The sequence below is a fragment of the Pedomonas sp. V897 genome (assembly GCF_051304405.1).
Lineage (GTDB): Bacteria > Pseudomonadota > Alphaproteobacteria > Sphingomonadales > Sphingomonadaceae > Pedomonas.
On the sequence record NZ_JBPPGG010000001.1, the window covers coordinates 402,626 to 424,428 of the forward strand.

Annotated in this window: 19 protein-coding genes; 9 read left to right on the plus strand and 10 right to left on the minus strand. The window is 66.8% G+C overall.

Annotation, left to right across the window (positions count from 1 at the left end; genetic code table 11):
- Positions 1 to 1,014, minus strand: a complete 1,014-nt coding sequence (galE, locus tag ACSJJU_RS02035) for a UDP-glucose 4-epimerase GalE (protein ID WP_435913486.1) — start codon at positions 1,012 to 1,014, stop codon at positions 1 to 3.
- 313 nt (positions 1,015 to 1,327) lie between these two features.
- Here galE and ACSJJU_RS02040 point away from each other — a divergent pair, with 313 nt between their 5' ends.
- The 4 genes from ACSJJU_RS02040 (at position 1,328) to gpmA (ending at position 5,317) form a co-directional block, all read left to right on the plus strand.
- Complete coding sequence (locus tag ACSJJU_RS02040) at positions 1,328 to 1,936, plus strand: DUF4136 domain-containing protein (RefSeq protein ID WP_435913487.1); 609 nt, start codon at positions 1,328 to 1,330, stop codon at positions 1,934 to 1,936.
- 5 nt (positions 1,937 to 1,941) lie between these two features.
- Positions 1,942 to 3,075 carry a M14 family metallopeptidase gene (locus tag ACSJJU_RS02045; RefSeq protein WP_435913488.1) on the plus strand — a complete coding sequence of 378 codons (1,134 nt, stop codon included), beginning with the start codon at positions 1,942 to 1,944 and terminating at the stop codon, positions 3,073 to 3,075.
- A 129-nt stretch (positions 3,076 to 3,204) separates the two neighbouring features.
- Positions 3,205 to 4,440 (plus strand): NAD(P)/FAD-dependent oxidoreductase, encoded by a 1,236-nt coding sequence (locus ACSJJU_RS02050; RefSeq protein ID WP_435913489.1) that lies wholly within the window; start codon positions 3,205 to 3,207, stop codon positions 4,438 to 4,440.
- A gap of 190 nt (positions 4,441 to 4,630) precedes the next feature.
- Positions 4,631 to 5,317, plus strand: coding sequence for a 2,3-diphosphoglycerate-dependent phosphoglycerate mutase (gene gpmA, locus ACSJJU_RS02055; RefSeq protein ID WP_435913490.1), 687 nt, complete (start codon positions 4,631 to 4,633; stop codon positions 5,315 to 5,317).
- 288 nt (positions 5,318 to 5,605) lie between these two features.
- Here gpmA and ACSJJU_RS02060 read toward each other — a convergent pair whose 3' ends face one another.
- The 5 genes from ACSJJU_RS02060 to ACSJJU_RS02080 all read right to left on the minus strand — a co-directional run bounded on the left by ACSJJU_RS02060 (position 5,606) and on the right by ACSJJU_RS02080 (position 9,382).
- Positions 5,606 to 6,871, minus strand: coding sequence for a tetratricopeptide repeat protein (locus tag ACSJJU_RS02060; RefSeq protein ID WP_435913491.1), 1,266 nt, complete (start codon positions 6,869 to 6,871; stop codon positions 5,606 to 5,608).
- Between the two features lie 122 nt (positions 6,872 to 6,993).
- Positions 6,994 to 7,425, minus strand: coding sequence for an ExbD/TolR family protein (locus tag ACSJJU_RS02065; protein ID WP_435913492.1), 432 nt, complete (start codon positions 7,423 to 7,425; stop codon positions 6,994 to 6,996).
- A 27-nt stretch (positions 7,426 to 7,452) separates the two neighbouring features.
- Entirely contained in the window at positions 7,453 to 7,911 is a 459-nt protein-coding gene (locus ACSJJU_RS02070) for an ExbD/TolR family protein (RefSeq protein ID WP_435913494.1), read from the minus strand.
- Positions 7,912 to 7,951: 40 nt separating this feature from the next.
- Positions 7,952 to 8,668, minus strand: coding sequence for a MotA/TolQ/ExbB proton channel family protein (locus ACSJJU_RS02075; RefSeq protein ID WP_435913495.1), 717 nt, complete (start codon positions 8,666 to 8,668; stop codon positions 7,952 to 7,954).
- Between the two features lie 60 nt (positions 8,669 to 8,728).
- Entirely contained in the window at positions 8,729 to 9,382 is a 654-nt protein-coding gene (locus tag ACSJJU_RS02080) for an energy transducer TonB (RefSeq protein WP_435913496.1), read from the minus strand.
- Between the two features lie 435 nt (positions 9,383 to 9,817).
- Here ACSJJU_RS02080 and ACSJJU_RS02085 point away from each other — a divergent pair, with 435 nt between their 5' ends.
- From ACSJJU_RS02085 to uvrC, 4 genes are all read left to right on the plus strand, one after another.
- Positions 9,818 to 10,669 (plus strand): hypothetical protein, encoded by an 852-nt coding sequence (locus ACSJJU_RS02085; protein WP_435913498.1) that lies wholly within the window; start codon positions 9,818 to 9,820, stop codon positions 10,667 to 10,669.
- Positions 10,666 to 11,430: an SDR family oxidoreductase gene (locus tag ACSJJU_RS02090; protein ID WP_435913499.1), complete on the plus strand. Its 765-nt coding sequence runs from the start codon at positions 10,666 to 10,668 to the stop codon at positions 11,428 to 11,430. The genes ACSJJU_RS02085 and ACSJJU_RS02090 overlap by 4 nt, the downstream gene beginning before the upstream one ends.
- 1 nt (position 11,431) lies before the next feature.
- The gene (locus ACSJJU_RS02095; RefSeq protein WP_435913500.1) at positions 11,432 to 11,857 is read left to right on the plus strand and encodes a dihydroneopterin aldolase; all 426 of its coding nucleotides are present in this window, start codon (positions 11,432 to 11,434) and stop codon (positions 11,855 to 11,857) included.
- 347 nt (positions 11,858 to 12,204) lie between these two features.
- On the plus strand, positions 12,205 to 14,130 hold the full coding sequence (uvrC, locus tag ACSJJU_RS02100; RefSeq protein ID WP_435913501.1) for an excinuclease ABC subunit UvrC: 1,926 nt from the start codon (positions 12,205 to 12,207) through the stop codon (positions 14,128 to 14,130).
- A 55-nt stretch (positions 14,131 to 14,185) separates the two neighbouring features.
- Here the strand turns inward: uvrC and ACSJJU_RS02105 are convergent, their stop codons facing one another.
- From ACSJJU_RS02105 to ACSJJU_RS02120, 4 genes are all read right to left on the minus strand, one after another.
- Entirely contained in the window at positions 14,186 to 14,743 is a 558-nt protein-coding gene (locus tag ACSJJU_RS02105; protein WP_435913502.1) for a ferritin family protein, read from the minus strand.
- Positions 14,744 to 15,086: 343 nt separating this feature from the next.
- Positions 15,087 to 17,750 (minus strand): pyruvate, phosphate dikinase, encoded by a 2,664-nt coding sequence (ppdK, locus tag ACSJJU_RS02110; protein ID WP_435913503.1) that lies wholly within the window; start codon positions 17,748 to 17,750, stop codon positions 15,087 to 15,089.
- A 127-nt stretch (positions 17,751 to 17,877) separates the two neighbouring features.
- On the minus strand, positions 17,878 to 19,959 hold the full coding sequence (gene glyS / locus ACSJJU_RS02115) for a glycine--tRNA ligase subunit beta (protein ID WP_435913504.1): 2,082 nt from the start codon (positions 19,957 to 19,959) through the stop codon (positions 17,878 to 17,880).
- Positions 19,959 to 20,912 (minus strand): glycine--tRNA ligase subunit alpha, encoded by a 954-nt coding sequence (locus ACSJJU_RS02120; RefSeq protein WP_435913505.1) that lies wholly within the window; start codon positions 20,910 to 20,912, stop codon positions 19,959 to 19,961. The genes glyS and ACSJJU_RS02120 overlap by 1 nt, the downstream gene beginning before the upstream one ends.
- Positions 20,913 to 21,108: 196 nt before the next feature.
- Between ACSJJU_RS02120 and ACSJJU_RS02125 the strand changes: the two genes are divergently transcribed.
- On the plus strand, positions 21,109 to 21,720 hold the full coding sequence (locus ACSJJU_RS02125; protein ID WP_435913506.1) for a 50S ribosomal protein L25/general stress protein Ctc: 612 nt from the start codon (positions 21,109 to 21,111) through the stop codon (positions 21,718 to 21,720).
- Positions 21,721 to 21,803: the final 83 nt, after the last annotated feature.

Below are 21,803 nucleotides of genomic sequence, written 5' to 3' on the forward strand. Positions count from 1 at the left end.
CTAGTTCAGCTGCCTTTCCGCTCTCCGCGTCTCGACCTGCCGCTCCCAGTTGAGGGCGGTCTCGACGATGAAGTCCAGGTTACCGTAGCGCGGCTGCCAGGCGAAAGTTTCCTGGATCTTGCGGTTGTCGGCCACCAGCGCCGCCGGATCGCCGGGCCGGCGCGGGGCCAGCTCCCGCTGGATCGCGACGCCGGAGACGCGCTCCACCGCCTCGATCACCTCCAGCACCGAGAAGCCCCGGTTGTAGCCGCAGTTGAGCAGCAGGTTCTGCTTCGGCTCCTCGATCAGCCGCTCCAGCGCCAGCACGTGGGCGTTCACCAGGTCGGAGACATGGATGTAATCGCGCACGCCGGTGCCGTCGGCGGTCGGGTAATCCGTGCCATAGATGCTGATGGAGGCGCGCTTGCCCAGCGCCGCCTCCGCCGCCACCTTGATGAGGTGGGTGGCGTTGCGGGTGGACTGGCCGGTGCGCCCCGCCGGGTCCGCCCCTGCCACGTTGAAGTAGCGCAGCGCCGCGTGGTTGATCGGGTAGGCCGCCGAGCAGTCCCGCAGCATCACCTCGGTCATCAGCTTGGAGGCGCCGTAGGGGTTGATCGGCACGGTCGGGAAGTCCTCCGCCACCGGCACCCGCTCGGGGATGCCGTAGACGGCGGCGGTCGAGGAGAAGATGAAGTGCTTCACCTTGTTCCGCACCGCGCTTTCGATGAGCGTGCGGCTCTTGGCCGTGTTGTTGTGATAGTATTTGAGCGGGTTCTCCACCGACTCCGGCACCACCACCGAGCCGGCGAAGTGCATGATGGCGCTGATGCCGTGGGTCTTGCAGATGATGTCCACCAGCGCCTCGTCGGCGATGTCGCCCTGATAGAAGGGCACATCCTCCGGCACCGCCCAGCGGAAGCCTGTCACCAGATTGTCGATGACGACGACCGGGAAACCCGCGTCCTTCAATGCCAGGACCGCGTGGCTGCCGATATAGCCCGCACCGCCGGTCACCAGAACAGTCGTGTCCTTCAAGGCCCCCTCCAGAACGTCCGGAATAAATGATCAGGATAGTAGAAGATGCGATGTCGGCTCGGCTACCTCATACGTTTGAGCTTGGCAACAAAACCTGCTGCGTCGGCGCGCCGGCAGCAAAGGAGTTGGGGTGGCGCCATCACGATTTCAAGCTGTTAGGATGATTTCCCCGATTGCGCTGCTGCCTCCTGCCGCCGTCTGGCCCCGTCTGCCCGGCGGGGCGGGAAACGGGGGCATCTCCCGGTCCATGATTGCTGTTACGGCCGGAGACGCCTAGATTTACAGACAGTTCCTGTCTCAGGGAGTCACACACGTGTCCCTCACCCGTATTTTCGCAGCCGCGTTTGTGGCCTCGTCCCTTGCCGCCTGTTCCAGCCCTCGTTTCGAGGCGGATGTGGTGCGCTTCCACCAGAATGACGTGGCGCGGGCGGCAACCGTCTCGCTCCGTCATGCGGACCCGCAGGTCACCCGGAGTCTCGAGTTCCAGCAGTATGCCGCCGTCATTGGCGAGCGGCTGGCGCGTCACGGCTTCCGCCCCGCCGAGGGCGGCACGGCGGACCTGATCGGCGAGGTGGGCTATGTCACCTCCACCCGCGCCGCCCTGCGCGACGGCTCGTCCTCGCCCGTCTCGGTCGGGGTGGGCGTTGGCGGCGTCGGCAGCCACGTCGGCGTCAGCGTCGGCACGTCCTTTGGCCTTGGCCGCAAGAGCGAGGGCAGCGGCACCCGCGTGCACACCCTCTCGCTCCGGCTGATGAAGCCCGATGGCCAGACCGTCTGGGAGGGCCGCGCCACCGCCGAGACCAGCAAGGAAAAGGGCGGCGACTTCGCCTCCCTGCTGCCTGGTCTGGCGGACGCCCTTCTGTCCGACTTCCCCGGCCCCTCCGGCCGGACCACCCGTTATGTCGAACCTTCAGGAAAGTAACCCCCATGGCTCTTGCGGTGTCCGCGAACTTTGACAGCGGCAACATCGAGGTCCTGTCTCTCGACAACCCGGAGAACATCCGGCTCGCCATCCGGCGGGACCACAATTCGGACTTCTACCAGTGGTTCCACTTCCGCCTGACCGGCGCGGCGGGCGTTCCCTGCACGCTGACCATCACCAACGCGGGCGGCTCGGCCTACCCCGACGGCTGGCCCGGCTACCGGGCCCGCGTGTCGGAGGACCGGATGAGCTGGACGCAGGTGGAGACCAGCTACGCCAATGGCGAGCTGACCTTCCGCTACACGCCCATGAGCAACAGCGTGTGGTTCGCCTATTTCGCGCCCTACAGCATGGAGCGGCACCACGACCTGCTGGCCGAAATCGCGCAGGAGCCGGACGTGGATGTCTCCGTGCTCGGCCAGACGCTGGACGGGCAGGATCTGGACCTCGTGACCATCGGCCAGCCCGGCGAGAACAAGCGCCGGATCTGGATCATCGCCCGCCAGCACCCGGGCGAGACCATGGCCGAATGGGCGGCCGAGGGCGTGCTGCGCCGCCTCACCGACCCGGATGATTCCGTGGCAAAGCGGCTGCGCGAGACGTGCGTGTTCTACATCGTGCCCAACATGAACCCGGACGGGTCGCGCCGGGGCCACCTGCGCACGAATGCTGCGGGCGTGAACCTGAACCGGGAGTGGGACAACCCGACCCTGGAGCGCAGCCCGGAGGTGTATCTGGTGCGCAACCACATGGACCGGGTCGGCTGCGACTTCTGCCTCGACATGCACGGGGACGAAGCCCTGCCCCACAACTTCATCGCCGGCTTCGAGGGCGTGCTGGAGGCAACCGAGCACCAGTTCAGCCTGCTGGAGCGCTACAAGACCACGCTCGCCCGCCTCTGCCCGGACTTCCAGACCCGCGTGGGCTATGCGCCCTCCAAACCGGGCGAGGCCAACATGAGCATGTCCACCAACGCCATCGCGGCGCGCTACAAGTGCCTCGCCATGACGCTGGAGATGCCCTTCAAGGATGCCGAGGAGAACCCGGACCCGGTGCACGGCTGGTCGCCCGAGCGCTCCATGCATCTGGGCCGCGCCTGCCTCGACGCCCTGTTCGCGCTGGTGGACGACCTGCGCTAGGGCTGCGCCCCACCGGGAACGCCGCCGGGGTGCGCCGGCTCGCCCCTCTACCAAAGGCGAGCATGACGGGCGTTTCCCCGGCTGCTACCCATGGGGCTTGTATCAGGCGTTGAGGCAAGCGGAGTGACCATGGCAACGGTTGAGCGTGATGTTCTGATTGTGGGTGCGGGCCATGCGGCAGCCATGGCGGCGGTCGGCCTCCGGCAGAAGGGGTTCGCCGGGTCCATCGCCATGGTGGGCGAGGAAGCCGCCCTGCCCTATGAGCGCCCGCCGCTCTCCAAGGCCTATCTCGCCGGCACGCTGGAGGCCCAGCGTCTCTATCTTCGCAAGGCCGAGTTCTGGCAGGAGCGCGCGATCGACGTGCGCCTGTCCACCCGGGTGACGGGGCTCGACCCCCAGGCGCGCACCGCGACGCTGAGCACGGGCGAGGCCATCCGCTACACCTGGTGCATTCTTGCGACCGGCGGGCGCGTGCGTCCCCTGCCCTGCCCGGGGGCGGACCTGCCGGGCGTGCACTATCTGCGCACCCTGGAGGACGTGGACGGCATCCGCGCCTCCCTCAAGCCCGGGGCGCGGCTGGCCGTCATCGGCGGCGGCTACATCGGCCTGGAAGTGGCCGCCTCTGCCCGCAAGCTGGGCCATGAGGTGACGCTGATCGAGGCGCTGGACCGGGTGCTCGCCCGCGTCACCAGCCCCGTGGTCTCCCGCTTCTTCGAGGCCAAGCACCGCGCCGAGGGCGTGGACGTGCGCCTGAACACCGCCGTCGCCGCCATTGTGGGCGAGACCGCCGTCACCGGCGTGCAGCTCGGCTCGGGCGAGGTCATTCCGGCCGATGTCGTGGTGGTGGGCATCGGCATCCTCCCCAACAGCGAACTGGCGCAGGAGGCGGGCCTGCCCTGCGACAACGGCATCGTGGTGGACGCGTTCTGCCGCACGGCGGACCCGGCGATCCTCGCCATCGGCGACGTCGCGCGTCACCCCAACCGCTTTGCCCCCGGGGCGCTGCGGCTGGAGTCGGTGCAGAATGCGGTTGACCAGGCCAAGACCGCCGTCGGCGTCATCCTCGGCACGCCCGAGCCCTACGCGGACCTGCCGTGGTTCTGGTCCGACCAGTACGACATCAAGCTGCAAACCGCCGGCCTTGCCATCGACTACGACGAGATCATCGTGCGCGGCTCGCCGGAGGCGGCGCCCTTCTCCGTGTGCTACCTGCGCCAGGGCAAGCTGATCGCGCTCGACTGCATCAACAGCATCAAGGACTTCATGGCGGGCAAGAAGCTCGTGGCCGCCGGGCTGGAGCCGGACCGCACCCTGCTGTGCGATCCCGACCACGCGCTCAAGGACCTGATGACCGCACCGGCCTGAGACGGCGGCCGGGATCCCGAAGGCGGCGCGCAGGCCCCGGCCCCCGCGCGCCTGCCTGTCCTCGCCCCTCCGGGCTCCCGCCGTATTCTCCTGAAGGCGCGTCAGAAAAGCGCCTTTGCCTGTGCCTGCCGAGTTGGCTACACAGCGCCAGACCAGACCCCTTTGTTTCATCCGCAGGGATAGGATTGCAATGCCTCAGCTTGTCTTGATCCGTCACGGCCAGTCGGCCTGGAACCTTGAGAATCGCTTCACCGGCTGGTGGGATGTGAACATCACCGAGAAGGGCGTCGAGGAAGCCCGGGCGGCCGGGCGCGAGCTGAAGGCGCGCGACTATGCGTTCGACGTGGCCTATACCTCGCTGTTGACCCGCGCCAACAAGACCCTGAACCTGGTGCTGGAGGAGATGGGCGAGCTGTGGCTGCCGGTGGTGAAGGACTGGCGGCTGAACGAGCGTCACTACGGCGCGCTGACCGGCCTCAACAAGGCCGAGATGGCCGCCAAGGTGGGCGAGGAGCAGGTGTTCATCTGGCGGCGCAGCTACGACATCCCGCCGCCGGAGCTGGAGGAGACCAGCCCGTTCGACGTGTCGAAGGACCGCCGCTACGCCGGCCTGCCGGTGCCACGCACCGAGAGCCTGAAGGACACCGTCGCCCGCGTGCTGCCGCTGTGGGAGGAGCGCATCGCTCCTGACCTGAAGGCGGGCAAGCGCGTCATCATCGCCGCCCACGGCAATTCGATCCGCGGCATCGTCAAGCACCTGGACGGCCTGACCGACGAGGAGATCACCAAGGTGGAGATCCCGACCGGCCAGCCGCTGGTCTATGACCTCGACGACGACCTGAAGCCGATCCGCAGCTTCTATCTCCAGGATCTCTGATCCCTTTTGATCCTTGATCTGCCGGAGGGACGCGCAGGCCGTGCCTTCGCCCCTCCTGCACCTCACGTTCGTTTTCAAGGGCCCTGCGCGGCATCGCGGGCAAGGCCCCGGGAAAACAGGAAGGGCCGTGTTTCCAGTGCGCTCCTGAAACGCGGCCTGTTCTGACAAAAGGGAGCGCGAGGGACTGCGTCCCTCGCATCCATATCCCCAAAACAAAATCCCCAAAACAAAAACGGCGGCCCGAAGGCCGCCGTTTCCGTTTCTGCGCCAGCGCGTGTGCGGGCGGGCTTAGCGGCCCTGCACCACGTTGTTGGCGTGAGCGGCCCACAGGTCTGCCAGCGGCTTCAGGGTGCCGCCGACCGACTGGAAGGCTGCGAGGGCGTCCTGCGCCTGACCGGCACCCAGCAGGGCCATGCCATACTGCAGGGTGGCCTCGTCCTTGTTCTTCACGCCCTTGTCGAGGCCGAGCTTGTAGAACTCGACCGCCTTGGCATAGTTGCCGTGGCTGAGGTAGCCCTGACCCACGGTGGACGCGGCCAGATCGCCGGTCTTGCCCGAGCGGGCTTCCGCTTCCAGCGACGGCAGTTCCTTGAGGTCGGCGGCCGTGCGGTTGCGGGCCGAGGCCAGCATCTCGTCGGCCAGCGCCTTGGCGGAGCCGAACACGTTCGCCGCGGCGCCCTTCTCCAGCACCGCCTTGGCCTCGGCGGGCAGACCGCGCTTCATGGCCAGCTCGGCCATCTCGATATAGTCGCGCTGACCATCGAGGGAGTTGGTCACCCACTGCAGGCGGAACGAGTCGAGCGTCTGCGGATCGCCAACGCCCGGCTGGCTGCGATAGAGCACCAGCGCGTCGCGCCAGTTGGTCTGGGACGGGTAGTTGCGCACCAGATCCAGCATGGCCGACTGGATGGCCGCCGGGTTCTCCGACTTGATCGCCGCCTGGGCGATCAGCTTGTAGACGTTCTCCTCGACCGTCTGGCCCTGGCTCTTGGCCACGTCGGCCGCCTGACGGAAGGAGGCGATCGCGTTCTGGTAGTCGTCCTGCTGGAAGTAGATGCGACCCATGTTGAGCATGATCTCGACGTTGGTCGGATCGGCCGCCAGGGCTTCCTTGGAGCGCTGGATCGCCTTCGGGTAGTCCTGGGCCTGGATCGCCAGGGCGATCAGGTTGTTGCGGATCTTCGGAACTTCCGTCGGGGTGGTGTACTTGTTGACCGCCATCTGCTCCAGGGCCTTCTCGAGCAGGGCGTTGTCCTGCGTCTCGGCGGCGGCCTGGAACTTGAAGTTGGAGACGAAGTACAGGTCCTCCTCCGTCAGGTCGCCCGCGGCTTCCAGCTCGGCGAGCTTCGCCTTGGCGGTCTCGAAATCCTTCGCGCCCAGCGCTTTCTGGATGTCACCGAGCCCCTTGGTGGCCTTGCGGCTCGGCTTCGGCGGCTTGGGGGCTTCGTCCTTCTTCTGGGCAAGCGCCGGCGTGGCGACCATTGCCGCGCCAGCGGCCGTCATGGTGGCGAGCACCAGGGCTGACGCGAAAGGACGAATGCGTGATTTCAACATGTTGGCTTTCTCCCGCTTGGCCGCTTTGTGTGGTGCGGCCTTCCCCAAACACGTAGGGCCGGATGTACCGGCCCTACGCTTAACCCACTATGAACTCTGGCTATACCAGTTCCGCATGAAGCTTACTGGGCGTAAGCCTCATTGCCGACGAAGCCCATCTTGGTCACACCGACCGTCTGGGCGGCGGCGAGCACCTGGTCAACGACCTCGTACTGCGCCATCGCGTCCGGGCGGATGTGGATTTCCGGCTGGTTCGGCTTGCTGGCCGCCTGACGGAAATACTCCTGGATCGTCGGCAGATCGACCGGTTGGCCATCCCAGTAAATCTGGTTGAGGAAATCAACCTCGACCCGGTGGATGACCGGCCGCTCATTGGTCTCTGGCGGCGGCTGGTTGGTCTGCTGCGGCATATCCAGCTTCACTGCGTGAGTCTGGATGGGAATGGTGATGATGAACATGATGAGCAGAACGAGCATCACGTCGATCAACGGCGTGGTGTTCATGTCGCCCATCGGGGCGCCGTCGCCCCCACCTTCTCCAACGCTCATTGCCATTTTCGTTACTCCTCCGGAGCCGGTGGCTCAGCGCGTGACGACCATGCCTGCCGGAGGCTCGGAAATGAATCCGACCTTCGGAATGCCTGCCATCTGCACGTTGAAGATGACACCGCCGATGTACTGGTACGGCGTGTTACGGTCGCCGCGGATATGGACTTCCGGAATGGGCTGGCCCGCCTGGACGGCGTTGATCACCCGCTCCTTCACCATTTCGCGCAGCTCCGTCTTGCCGCCAGCCACCAGCTGAGCACCCCAGTAGACGTTGCCCTGGGCATCGACGGAAATGACGATGTTTTCAGGCTTGGTCTGAAGGGGGATGCTCGCCACCTTCGGCAGTTCCACCGGCGCGGTTTGAATCACGACCGGAACGGTGATGAGGAAGATGATCAGAAGCACCAACATGACGTCGACGAGCGGCGTCGTGTTGATCTCCGACATGGCCTTGCCTTCGCCGTCCCCGTCAGATCCTACACTCATTGCCATGGGATGGTCTCCCCGTGGTGAAATTGACGTGCGGCGCTACTTACTTCTTGGCAGCCGGAGCAGCAGCGGTCGGAGCGGTCGGGGCAACGCGGGCACCCGACATCAGGAACGCGTGGATGTCAGCCGCGAAGTTGTTCAGACCGTCCATGATCGCCTTGTTGCGGCGGGTCAGCCAGTTGTAGCCAAGCACGGCCGGCACGGCGACGGCCAGACCGATCGCGGTCATGATCAGCGCTTCACCGACCGGGCCGGCGACCTTGTCGATCGAGGCCTGACCGGACATGCCGATGTTCACCAGAGCGCGGTAGATGCCGACCACGGTACCGAACAGACCGATGAACGGAGCGGTCGCGCCCACCGAAGCCAGGAACGACAGGCCGCCCTGCAGGTGGCTGTTGATCGCGCCGACCGAGCGCTGCAGCGACATGGTCACCCACTCGTGCTGGTCGATCTTGTCGGTCAGACGGCCCTCGTGGTGCTCGGCGGCGCGCAGGCCGTCGTCCACGATCTGGCGGTAAGCGGTGTTCTTGCCCAGCTTGGCAGCGCCGTCCTTCAGGCTGCTGGAGGTCCAGAACTTCTTGTCGAGTTCCTTGCCTTGGCGGAGGATCTTGGACTGATCCCAGGCCTTGGTGAAGATGATGTACCAGGAAACAAGCGACATCACGGCCATGATGCCAAACGTGGCCTGGGCAACGATGCCGCCCTGCTCCATCGCAGCGCGGAAACCGTACGGATTGTCAACGGCAACCTGTTCCATTTCGAACTTCCTCTTTAAAATTCGTTTCTCGGCTTTTTATGCTCAATGATGCCTGCCGGATTAACGGCGGATCTGCCATTTCACGCTTTGGGTCCGCGTCTCGGGGACCGGCTTGCCATTCTCCGTCGCCGGTTCGAACCGGAAGCGACGAACGACAAGTTCGCAGGTCCGTTCGTCAAGGCGCGGGTGACCCGAGCTCTCGACGACCGAGCACTGCTCGACACGGCCTTCGGCATTGACGACAAACCGGACGCGGGTCACGCCCTCTTCCTCAGCGCGCAGTGAAGCAGACGGATAGTCGTCTTCACCGATCACGTTGCGGCGGCTCGGCTTGGCCGGGACACGGGTCACGGCAGGCTTGGCCTCAACGGGAGCCGCCGGAGCGGGTTGCACCACACGCGGGGGCTCAACCTGCCTGACGGTCTGCTGGGTCGTGATTGGCGGCGGTGCCGGCGGCGGCGGCAGCTCGATCGGCAGATCGGGCGGCGGCACATAAGGCGGAATTTCCACCAGCTCTTCAGGCGGCGGCGGTGGTTCGTCCTCGGGCGGCGGGGCTTCCTTAATATCGGTTACCTCCAGCGGCCCCTGGATGAGTTTGACGAACTTCGGCGCCAAGCCGGCAGAAAACGCCCAGCCGAGCATAATATGGATGGCAACAACGACGACAATTGCGCCGATGCGTCCCTTACTCATTTGCTGGTCAGTGTACGCCATCGAAGGGGGTCAGCTCCTCTCCCATGAACTGAGATATTTCGCCCTTGGCAGCTCTGACGGCCGATTTCTGTCCTCTGCGGCCGCTGCGCGTACCAAAAACGAAAAGTGGACGCCCGCCGACTGACGCCGGACCCCCACTTACCCTGAGTAGTAGCCGCGACGGTTCGCTGTCGCAACCGCTTTTTCGATAGGTAAAAGGCCCCGAAAAGAATGCAGCAACCGTGCAAATCACGGCATAGAACGGGGCTGAACAGCGCCTTTGAAGCTTGACTTCTTCTGCCTCTCCACAGTCAATCGCGGCCCGCTGTTCATTGTAAAATAAGGTAGACGCTCCGATTCTGGCCTCCACATCACATCCGGGCCATATACGGAAATGGGTCTGCCAATTTCATAAGAAGGGAAGCCATGCTGGCAATGCGATCAGACGTTCGGTCAATGCGACGGAAGTATTTTTCCGCCTCCCTCGCCTCACGGATTCTGCTGGCCTCGGGCCTTGCCCTCGCCGCGCCGGCCGCCGCGATGGCGCAGACGGCCCCGAGTCTCGCCGCGGGTGACGTCACCTATCCCCTGATCGCCAACCTCACCCTCAACGCGGATGTGGTGCTGACCGCCACCATTTCCGCCATCGACCGCCAGTCCGCCAAGGAAGCGCCGGATGTCCAGCCGGGGTACAACCGCTTCGTCATCCGCGCCGCCGTGACCGGCGTGCTGCTGGCACCGCGCGCCGTGCCGGGCGAGATCGTCTACGTCTGGGATGCGCCGGAGGCCACCTTCGGCAAGCGTCCCAAGCTGAAGGGCGAGCCGGTCCTGCTGTTCCTCCGGGCCATCCCCGGCAACGACCGCATCTACCAGCTGGTGGCGCAGAACGCCCAGATGCTGAAGCCGGGCCAGGCGGTCGATCTGGTCCGCAAGGTGGCCGCCGACCCGATTCGCGGCAGCGGCTTCGGCTACCGGGTGACGGGCGTGGCCGACGCCACCCGCATGCAGCGCCGCGCCGACGAGGACTTCGCCACCCACTTCCTCGTCGAGACCGCCGAGAAGGGCATGCTGACCGTGAGCGTGCCGGAGACCGCAGGCGGCGGGGGCACGATCCAGGTGGAGCTGCCGGACAGCCTGGGCGAGACCCAGCCGCTCCAGCAGCAGTCGCTCCTCGGCTACTTCCTCGCCTGCGGCCTGCCCGAGTCCCTGCCGGAGTCGGTGCTGGAGACGGCCGCCGCCATGGGCGACGCGGACGCGGTGCGGGCGGACTACAAGCGCCTGCGCGCGAGCGTGGGGCCCTGCCAGTGACGTCTGCGGCCCCGAAGTCCGTGCTGGTCACGGGCGCCGCCCAGCGGATCGGCCGCGCCATCGCGCTGCGGCTGGCCCGCGCGGGCTGGCGCGTGGCCGTTCACTACAACACCTCCGATGAGGCCGCGGCCGACACCGTTGCCGCGATTCGGGCGGAGGGCGGCGACGCGGTCGCCGTCCAGGCCGATCTCGGCTGCGACGCGGAGAGCGCCAGCCTTGTCGCCCGGGCGCGGGAGGCGGCAGGGCCGCTTGCCGCGCTCGTGAACAACGCCTCGGTTTTCGTGCGGGATCAATGGGATACGGTGACGCGCGAAAGCTGGAACCGAAATCTCGACGTCAACCTGTGGGCACCCTTCCGCCTCTCCCAGGACTTCGCCCGGCAACTGCCGGAGGGGGAGAGCGGCGCCATCGTCAACCTCATCGACCAGCGGGTGTGGCGGCTCAACCCCGACTTCACCAGCTACACCGTGAGCAAGACCGGCCTATGGACCCTGACGCAAACGCTGGCGCAGGCGCTTGCCCCCCGCATCCGGGTCAACGGGATCGGCCCCGGGCCGGTGCTGCAAAGCATCTACCAGACTCCGGACGCCTTCGCGCGCGAAGCCTCCCGCGTCCTGCTGGAGCGCTCCGTCTCGCCGGAGGAGATCGCCGAGACGGTGCTGTTCCTCCTGTGCGCGCCCTCCATCACCGGGCAGATGATCGCCGTGGACGGCGGTCAGCATCTGGCCTGGGAGACCCCCGACCTCGACGGAGCCAGCTGACATGCAAACCGCCGCCCCCGCCCTGCCCCCGCCCGCCGTCAACGCCCTGCGCCGCGTCTTCGTGCGCGACCTGCTGGTGGAGGCCGAGGTGGGCGTCCTCGAGTCCGAGAAGGGCCGCACCCAGCGGGTGCGCCTCAACCTCGACGTGGTCACCGACGCCACCCGCCCCCACGACGACCGCCTCGAGAACGTGCTGTGCTATGCCGAGCTGACCGAGGGCATGCGGCGCGTCATGGCCGGTCGCCACATCCACCTCGTGGAAACCATCGCCGACGAGATCGCGGCATTCGTGCTCGGCTATCCCGAGGCGCTGGCGGTGACAGTGCGGGTGGAAAAGCTCGATGCCGTGGCCGGAACGGAGTCGGTGGGCGTGGAGATCACCCGCACACGCGCCCGCGTGCCGGGCGGCGGCGGAACCGGCGAATGAGCCGGGGCCGAAGCGGTAAGTTTTACACATCCCCGCAAGACTGCCGTGTTTCAGGGAAATTCGGCCATTTCCGCCCTTTCGAGCCGAAGCTCTACAGTGTTGACAAGAAAAAAGTCGATTACTTTCAATAACTTGGTCAATATGCTCAAAAAACAGGCAACGGGCAGGGAATGGCAGAGTTCTGCGGGTTTGACGAGTTCGCCAACGCTATGCCCACAAACTTATCCACAGGCTGAGTGGATAAGTTTTTGGCTTCGGATCGAGCCCTGGCCGCAGGCTTGATTCGTTCTTCTCCGAAACATCAAACGGCCTAGGGCAGACGGCCTGCCCCGCATATATTGGCGTGCATGAGTAACCCTCCGTTCAACGACCGCTTCTCGGAAGAACAGGCCATCTTCACCGTTCAGGGGAGCGACGCGCCCGATCTGGAGCGCGGCATCGCCGTGATCCGCGAGGTGGTGCGCACCCTGCCCGCCCGGCCGGGCGTCTACCGCATGGTCGATGCCCGGGGCGACGTGCTCTACGTGGGCAAGGCCAAGAGCCTGAGGCAGCGCGTTGCCAGCTACACGCAGGTCAACCGCCTGCCGGTGCGCCTGCAGCGCATGGTGTCCCAGACCCGCTCCATGGTGGTGGTGACGACCCACACCGAGGCCGAGGCGCTGCTGCTGGAAGCCAACCTCATCAAGCACTACCGCGCGCCGTTCAACGTGCTGCTGCGGGATGACAAGAGCTTCCCCTACATCGTGCTGCGGGAGGACCACCCCTTCGCCCAGATCGGCAAGCACCGGGGCGCGCGTGCCAAGGGCAAGGCCAGCTACTACGGCCCCTTCGCCTCGGCCGGGGCGGTCAACCGCACGCTGAACACGCTCCAGAAGGTGTTCCTGCTGCGCTCCTGCACGGACAGCTTCTTCGCCAACCGCTCGCGCCCGTGCCTGCTCTACCAGATCAAGCGCTGCTCGGCCCCCTGCACCGGCCGCATCGATGCGGAGAGCTACGCCGGCCTCGTGCGTGACGCCAAGGCGTTCCTCTCCGGCCGCAGCCAGGACGTGCAGAAGCGCCTGGCCGCCCGCATGGAGGAGGCCGCCGAGGCCCTCGACTTCGAGCGCGCCGCCGTGTTCCGCGACCGGCTGCGGGCGCTCACCTTCATCCAGCAGGAGCAGGGCATCAACGCCGAAAGCGCGGGCGACGCGGACGTGGTGGCCGCCTGCCAGAAGGGCGGCGTCACCTGCATCCAGATCTTCTTCATCCGCGGCGGGCAGAACTGGGGCAACCGCGCCCTGTTCCCGCGCCACGACAGGACCGAGACGCTGGAGGACGTGGTTTTCGCTTTCCTCTCCCAGTTTTACGAGGACAAGCTGCCGCCCCGCCGCATCCTGCTCGACCGGCAGCTCCCCGAGATGGACTTGCTGGAGGAAGCGCTCTCCACCCGCGCCGGGCACCGGGTCTCGCTGGAGATGCCGCGCCGGGGCAAGCTGGCCCAGCTTGTCGAGCTGGCCGCGCGCAATGCCAGCGACGCGCTCGACCGGCGGATGATCGAAACCAGCAGCCAGGCCCGGCATCTGGCGCTGCTGGCGGAGGTTTTCGATCTGGAGGCCCCGCCCCAGCGCGTCGAGGTCTACGACAACAGCCACATCCAGGGCACCAATGCCGTCGGTGCCATGATCGTGGCCGGGCCCGAGGGCTTCCGCAAGAACGCCTACCGCAAGTTCAACTTCCGCTCGACCGAGCTGAAGCCGGGCGACGACTTCGCCATGATGCGCGAGATGCTCACCCGCCGCTTCGCCCGCCTTCAGGAGGAAGACCCGGACCGCTCGAAGGGCGACTGGCCCGATCTGGTGTTCATCGACGGCGGCCGGGGCCAGCTCAACGCCGCCCTTGCCGTGCTGGAGGATCTGGGCATCGAGGACATGCCCATGGTGGGCGTCGCCAAGGGGCCGGACCGCAACGCCGGGCGCGAGGTGTTTCACCTGCCCGGCGGCCGGGAGATGACGCTGGAGCCGGGCAGTCCCGCCCTGTTCTTCATCCAGCGCCTGCGCGACGAGGCGCACCGCTTCGCCATCGGCAGCCACCGCCAGAAGCGCGCCCGGGACATGGCCCGCAGCCCGCTCGACGACATCCCCGGCATCGGCCCCAGCCGCAAGCGTGCCCTGCTGCTGCACTTCGGCACGGCGCAGGCGGTGGCCCGCGCCGGGGTCAACGACATCGCCAAGGTGGACGGCATCTCCACCGCCATGGCGCAGGCCATCTACGATCACTTCCACCCGGTGCGCTGACCCCGGCAGGCCCTTTGGTCTCGGAGGCGATGAAACGCCGCCCGGACCGGGCGGGTCAGGAACCCGCCATCTGCCGGGCCAGCTTGCGGGCGGCGCGGAGCGCCAGCAGGTTGTCGATTTCCCCCCGCCCGACGGTCAGGAACGTCTGCGCGGCCTCGACATCCCCATACTTCAGGGCGCGATTGACCATCTCGGAGCGCAGCGTGTTGGCCTGGGAGCGCTCGTTGGTGATGGCGTCGCGCAGGTTGGCCGCGTCGGACTGGTTGGGCAGCCGGGCCAGCGCGGCCTGCTGTTCCGCCGGGTCCGGGGCAGCCTCCTGACCGGACAGGGCGGCCAGCCTCTGGAGATGCTCCCCGCGCTCGGCCGTGGCGACGCGCTCGAAGACGTCGGCCAGTTGCGCGTTGCCGCGCTCCCGCGCCTGCTGGGCGAACCGGGCGTAGCGGGCCGCATCGAGAGACTCGTTTTTCATGGCGGCTTCCAGATCCCACTGCACCACGACATACCGCCGGGCCGGTTCCGCCGCCTGCGCCGCCCCGGCTGCGCCAAGCACCGCGCCAAGAACCGTAACAGTCACAAAGCCGGGCAACACACTGTTCGAACGCTTCACACTCATGACACTCTCCGATTTCAGGGATGTTCGGAGCAACAATCCTGCCTGAGCCCTTGTATCCAGAGGGGAAAGGGATACCTCTGGACTTGTTTTTGGCCATTGAACCATGCTGGCTCTCTGGAAAACCGGCCGGTTTTATTAAAGTTCCTCTAATTCCAAACTACAGTCCGTGGAACGATCACCTGCCCGGTACTTGCGCTTCGTATCCCGGCAACAGAAAAGGGCCGCGCCCGATGCCTCGGACACGGCCCCTGAACCTGGCCCAGAATTCGGCCCTGACTCTGGCTCTCTGAAGCGCCCGGAAAGGGGGCAGGCACCTCTCCGGCCAGAGAGTACCAGCGGCCCCTTACTTCTTCGCCAGCGCCGCCTGAGCGGCCGCCAGACGGGCGATGGGCACGCGGTAGGGCGAGCAGGACACGTAGTCCAGCCCCACGCTCTCGCAGAAGCGGATGGAGGCCGGGTCGCCGCCATGCTCGCCGCAGATGCCGAGCTTGAGGTCACCACGGGTCTTGCGGCCCCGCTCCGCCGCGATCTGCACCAGCTCGCCCACGCCGTCCACGTCGATGGAGACGAACGGGTCCTTGGCGTAGATGCCCTTGTCCACATAGGTGCCGAGGAACCGGCCCGCGTCGTCGCGGGAGATGCCCAGCGCCGTCTGCGTCAGGTCGTTGGTGCCGAACGAGAAGAAGGCCGCGTGCTCGGCGATCTCGCCCGCGCGCAGGGCGGCGCGCGGCAGCTCGATCATGGTGCCGACCATGTAGTCCAGCGTGGTGCCGGTCTCGGCGAACACGCTCGCGGCGGTTTCCTCCACCACCTTCTTCATCAGCGCCAGCTCCTTGGGCGTGGCGACGAGCGGGATCATCACCTCCGGCACCACCGTCTGGCCGGAGGCCTTGGCCACCTGCACCGCCGCCTCGAAGATGGCGCGGGCCTGCATCTCGTAGATCTCCGGGAAGGTGACGCCGAGGCGGCAGCCGCGATGGCCGAGCATCGGGTTGAACTCGTGCAGCTCGTTGGCGCGGCGGCGCAGCGACTCGACCGACACGCCCGCCTGGGCGGCCACGTCGGCGAATTCCTCCTCCTTGTGCGGCAGGAACTCGTGCAGCGGCGGATCGAGCAGGCGGATGGTCACCGGCAGCCCCGCCATGATGGTGAAGATCTGCACGAAGTCCTCACGCTGGTACGGCAGCAGCTTGGCGAGCGCAGCGCGGCGCCCGGCCTCGTCCTCCGCCAGGATCATCTGGCGCACGGAGACGATGCGGTCCGCGTCGAAGAACATGTGCTCGGTGCGGCACAGGCCGATGCCTTCCGCGCCGAAATCGCGGGCGGTGCGGCAGTCCAGCGGCGTTTCCGCATTGGCGCGCACCTTGAGGCGGCGGTGGCTGTCGGCCCAGCCCATCAGGGTGGCGAAGTCGCCCGCCAGCTCCGGCTGGATGGTCGGCACCGCGCCCACCATCACCTCGCCGGTGGAGCCGTCGATGGTGATGATGTCGCCTGCCTTCACCTCGCGGCCGTTGCAGCGCATCACCTGCGCCTTGAGATCGATGGCGAGCGTGCCCGCGCCGGAGACGCAGGGGCGGCCCATGCCGCGGGCGACCACCGCCGCGTGGCTGGTCATGCCGCCGCGGCTGGTGAGGATGCCGCGGGCCGCGTGCATGCCGTGGATGTCCTCCGGCGAGGTCTCGATGCGGACGAGGATCACGTCCTTGCCGGCGTTGGCGAGGCGCTCGGCCTCGTCAGCGGTGAAGACGACCACGCCCGAGGCCGCGCCCGGAGAGGCCGGCAGGCCCTTGGTCAGCACGTCGCGCTTGGCCTTGGGGTCGAGCGTCGGGTGCAGCAGCTGGTCCAGCGCCTGCGGATCGACGCGCAGAATGGCTTCCTCGCGGGTGATGAGCCCCTCGTTGGCCATGTCCACCGCGATCTTGAGAGCGGCCTTGGCGGTGCGCTTGCCGGAGCGGGTCTGGAGCATCCACAGCTTGCCGCGCTGCACCGTGAACTCGATGTCCTGCATGTCGCGGTAGTGCTTCTCGAGGATCTCGAACACCTCGGCCAGCTGCCGGTAGGTCTCCGGCATCGACTCTTCCATGGACGGGGCGGTCGCGCCCGCCTTCTCGCGGGCCACCTTGGTCAGGTACTGCGGCGTGCGGATGCCCGCCACCACGTCCTCGCCCTGGGCGTTGATGAGGTACTCGCCGTAGTAGGCGCGCTCGCCGGTGGAGGGGTCGCGGGTGAAGGCGACGCCCGTGGCCGAGTCCTCGCCCATGTTGCCGAACACCATCGCCTGCACGTTGACGGCGGTGCCCCAGTCCTCGGGGATGTCGTTCAGGCGGCGATAGACCTTGGCGCGCTCGGACTGCCACGAGCCGAACACGGCACCGATGGCGCCCCACAGCTGGTCATTCACGTCCTGCGGGAACGGACGGCCCAGCTGCTTCTCCACCAGCCCCTTGTAGGTGCCGACCAGGGTCTTCCAGTCGTCCGCGTCCAGCTCGGTGTCGAGGGAGACGCCCTTCTCCTCCTTCAGGATTTCGAGCTGTTCCTCGAACAGGTAGTGCTCCAGGCCCAGCACCACGTCCGAATACATCTGGATGAAGCGGCGGTAGCTGTCCCAGGCGAAGCGCGGGTTGCCGCTGTTGGCGGCGAGGCCTTCCACCGTCTCGTCGTTGAGGCCGAGATTGAGGACGGTGTCCATCATGCCCGGCATGGACACGCGGGCGCCCGAGCGCACCGAGACCAGGAGCGGGTTCTGCCGGTCGCCGAACTTCGCGCCCACGGCCTCTTCCACCTTCGCCAGCGCGGCTTCCACCTGGCCCTTCAGCTCGGGCGGATAGGTCTGGCCATGGTCATAGTAGTAGGTGCAGACCTCGGTGGTGATGGTCAGGCCTGGCGGAACCGGCAGGCCGATGGAGGCCATTTCGGCCAGATTCGCGCCCTTGCCGCCAAGAAGCGTCTTCTGGCCTGCATTGCCTTCCGCCGCTCCTGCGCCAAAACTGTACACCCACTTGGTCATGGTCTTGCTGCCTCCGTTCATGCGCGTGCAACTTTGTTGCAACGCAGCAAAGCTACGCGCCTTGAAATGACCGCGACGATCCAAAAGTCAACCCGATATAATCTTCGGGTGCGATGGCTCCGCGCGATTAACCTTCGATGCGGGCAAAATCGGCCACGGTATGCACGGCTGCCCGCAGAGCGTTGAGCAGGTTGAGGCGGTTCGCTCGCACGGCCGCCTCTTCCGCGTTGACGGTGACGTTGTCGAAGAAGGCATCGACCAGCGGCCGCAGACGGGCCAGCACGGACATGGCGCTGCCGAAATCCTCGACCCTGAGCAGGCTGTCCACTTCCGCCCGCGCACCGACGAGCGCCTCGGACAGCGCCCGCTCCTCGTCCTGGGTGAAGAGGGCGGAGTCGACCGCGCCGTCATAGCGGCAGCCGTCCTTCTTCTCCTCGATCCGCAGGATGTTGGCGGCACGGCGGTAGCCCGCCAGCAGATTGGCGCCATCCTCGCTCGCCAGCAGCGCGCTGAGCGCCGACACGCGCGCCAGCAGGCGCACCAGGTCGTCCTCGCCGCCGAGGCTGAACACGGCATCGATGAGATCATGCCGCACGCCGGCCTCGCGCTGCTGCACCTTGAGGCGGTCGGCGAAGAAGTCGAGCAGGACCTGGTCCAGCGCGTCCGTCGCGTCCGCCACGTTCAGCGCCGCGCGGGCGGCCTTCAGCGCCGCCAGCAGCGGCAGGCGCAGGTTGTTCTCGAGGATGAGGCGGATGACGCCCAGCGCCGCGCGGCGCAGCGCGTAGGGGTCCTTCGAGCCGGTGGGCTTCTCGCCCACGGCGAAGAAGCCGACGAGGGTGTCCAGCTTGTCCGCCAGCGCCACCGCGACGGAGACCGGCGCGGTCGGGCACGCATCGTTGGGGCCGAGCGGGCTGTAGTGCTCGCGGATCGCCTGGGCGATCTGGAGCGGCTCGCCCTGCGCTTCGGCATAGTAGCCGCCCATCACGCCCTGCAACTCGGGGAACTCGCCCACCATGCCGCTGACGAGGTCCGCCTTGGCGAGGCGCGCGGCGCGCTCGGCGAGATCGGCGTCGCAGTTCGGCACATAGGCCGCCAGCGTGCGGGCCAGGCCCGCCACCCGCTCCACCTTGGCCGCGAGCGTGCCCAGCTTCTCGTGGAACACGATGTCCGCCAGCTTGGGCAGGCGGTCCTCGAGGCGGGTCTTGAGGTCCGTCTCGTAGAAGAACTTGGCGTCCGACAGGCGGGCAACCAGCACCCGCTCGTTGCCGGCGACGATCGCCTTGCCGCCGTCGCTCGCCTCCACGTTGGCCACGCAGATGAAGCGGTTGGCCAGCTTGCCGGTCTGCGGGTCACGCAGGGCGAAATACTTCTGGTTCGCCCGCATGGTCAGCTGGATGACCTCGGGCGGCACCTTGAGGAAGCTCTCGTCGAACTGGCCCATCAGCGGCACCGGCCATTCGGTGAGACCGGCGTTCTCCGCCAGGAGGCCCGGATCCTCCACCAGCTCCAGACCGGCGGTCTCCGCCAGCTTGCGGGCGGCCGTGTCGATGACGCGCTGGCGCTCGGCGATGTCGAGGATCACCTTGCTGACGCGCAGCTTGGTCCGGTACTCCTCCGGGTTGTTCACCGGGAAGGGCGACGGGGCCATGAAGCGGTGACCGCGGGTGATGTTGCCGCTGCGCACGCCCTCCACTTCCAGCGGCACCACCTGCCCGTCGAACAGGCAGAGGATGGACTGGAGCGGGCGCACCCAGCGCAGGGAATCGGTGGAGAGGGAGTGCTCCCCCCACCGCATGGACTTGGGCCACGGGAAGCTGCGGATGACGCCGGGGATGATCTCCGGCAGCACCTCGAGCGTCGGCCGCCCCTTGCGGGAGATGCGGGCGAACAGGAACGTGCCCTTGCCCTCCGTGCGCTCCTCCAGCTGGCTGCGGGTGAGGCCGGTGGACTTGAGGAAGCCCTCGATGGCCTGGGCGGGCGCGTCGACACGGGGGCCGCGGCGCTCCTCCTCCACATCCGGCTGGGCGTCGGGCAGGCCCTTCACCGCCACCGCCAGGCGGCGGGGTGTGGCGAAGGCTTCCAGGCTCTCCGGCTCCAGACCTTGTGCCTTCAGGGCATCGCCCAGCAGGCGGGACAGATCCTCGATGGCGCGGGCCTGCATGCGCGCCGGAATCTCGTCCGATTGCAGCTCGAGCAACAGTTCAGACATCAGGCGGCACTCCACCCGAACTCACGGGCCCAGCGGTCCGCGTTCACGTCGATCCAGCCCTTGCAGCATCCCTTGGCCAGCTCGCGCACGCGGCCGATGTAGGCCTGGCGCTCCGCCACCGAGATGACGCCCCGGGCATTGAGCAGATTGAACAGATGGCTGGCCTTGATGGCGAAATCATAAGCCGGCAGCGGCAGTTTTGCCTCCAGCAGCGCCTGGCACTGCTCCTGCGCCTCCCGGAACTGGCGGAACAGGATCTCGGTGTTGGCGTGCTCGAAGTTGAAGGCGGAGAACTGCTTCTCGTTGGCGAGGAACACGTCACCGTAGGTGACGCCCTGGCCGTTGAAGTCCAGGTCGTAAACGTTGTCCACACCCTGAATATACATGGCGAGGCGCTCGAGGCCGTAGGTGATCTCGCCCGCGACCGGCTTGCAGTCGAAGCCGCCCATCTGCTGGAAGTAGGTGAACTGGGTCACCTCCATGCCGTCGCACCACACTTCCCAGCCGAGGCCCCAGGCGCCCAGCGTCGGGCTCTCCCAGTCGTCCTCGACGAAGCGGATGTCGTGCATGTTGAGGTCGATGCCGATCTCCTTCAGCGAGCCCAGATACAGCTCGACGATGTTCTCCGGGCTCGGCTTCAGGATCACCTGAAACTGGTAGTAGTGCTGCAACCGGTTCGGGTTCTCGCCGTAGCGGCCGTCGGTCGGCCGGCGGGACGGCTGGACATAGGCCGCCTTCCACGGCTCCGGCCCCAGCGAGCGCAGGGTGGTCGCCGGATGGAAGGTGCCTGCCCCGACCTCCACGTCATAGGGCTGCAACACCACGCAGCCCTGCTGCGCCCAGTAGCGCTGGAGGGTGAGAATGAGATCCTGAAACGATAGTTTCTTCGCGTCGGCCACTGTGCCGCCTACCCCGCTGTTGAAACGGACGGCGGACCCTAGCGACGCCCCCATGGGCGGTCAAGTTTATGTGTGGCGAAGGAAGCGGGCTGCGGCATAGCGTCCCTCCTTGTCCGTCAAGAACGTCCCGTTTCCGCCAGGGGGAGCGCACCCGCCCTTGCCTTTTGGCTGTCCTTTGGCTAGAGACAGCGGCTTCGCAATCCGGGCGGTACATCCCTGGAGGTCCGCCCATGTTCTATGGAGATCACCCATGAGCCAAGTGCTTTCTCTGAAAGCCGAGCTGCGGAACGGTGCCGGCAAGGGAGTGGCCCGTGCAACCCGCAAGAAGGGCCTTGTTCCGGCCGTTATCTATGGCGACAACAAGGAGCCGACGCTGATCGCGGTGTCGGAGAACGAGCTGTGGAAGCTCCTCAACCGCGGCCACTTCATGAACTCGACCGTTGAGCTGGACGTGGAGGGCTCGGTCGAGACCACCCTGCCGCGCGACGTGCAGTTCCACCCGGTGACCGACCGTCCGCTGCACGTGGACTTCCTGCGCGTCTCCGCCAACACCACCGTGACCGTGGCCGTTCCGGTCCGCTTCGAGGACGAGGCCCAGAGCCCGGGCCTGAAGCGCGGCGGCGTGCTGAACATCGTGCGCCACGAGGTCGAGCTGGTCTGCCCGGCCAACCAGATTCCCGACGAGCTGGTCGTGTCGCTGAAGGGTCTCGAGATCAACGACTCGCTGCACCTCAGCCACCTGACCCTGCCGGCCGGCGTCACCACCGTCATTCAGGATCGCGACGCGACCATCGCCACCATCGTGGCGCCGTCGGGCCTGAAGTCGGAAGAGGCAGCCGCCGAGGGCGAAGCCAACGCCTGAGCCACTCCGGCATATCCGGCTTGAAGGGGGCGCGGGATTTGATCCTGCGCCCCTTTTGCTTATAGGAACGGGGAGTTTTCGAG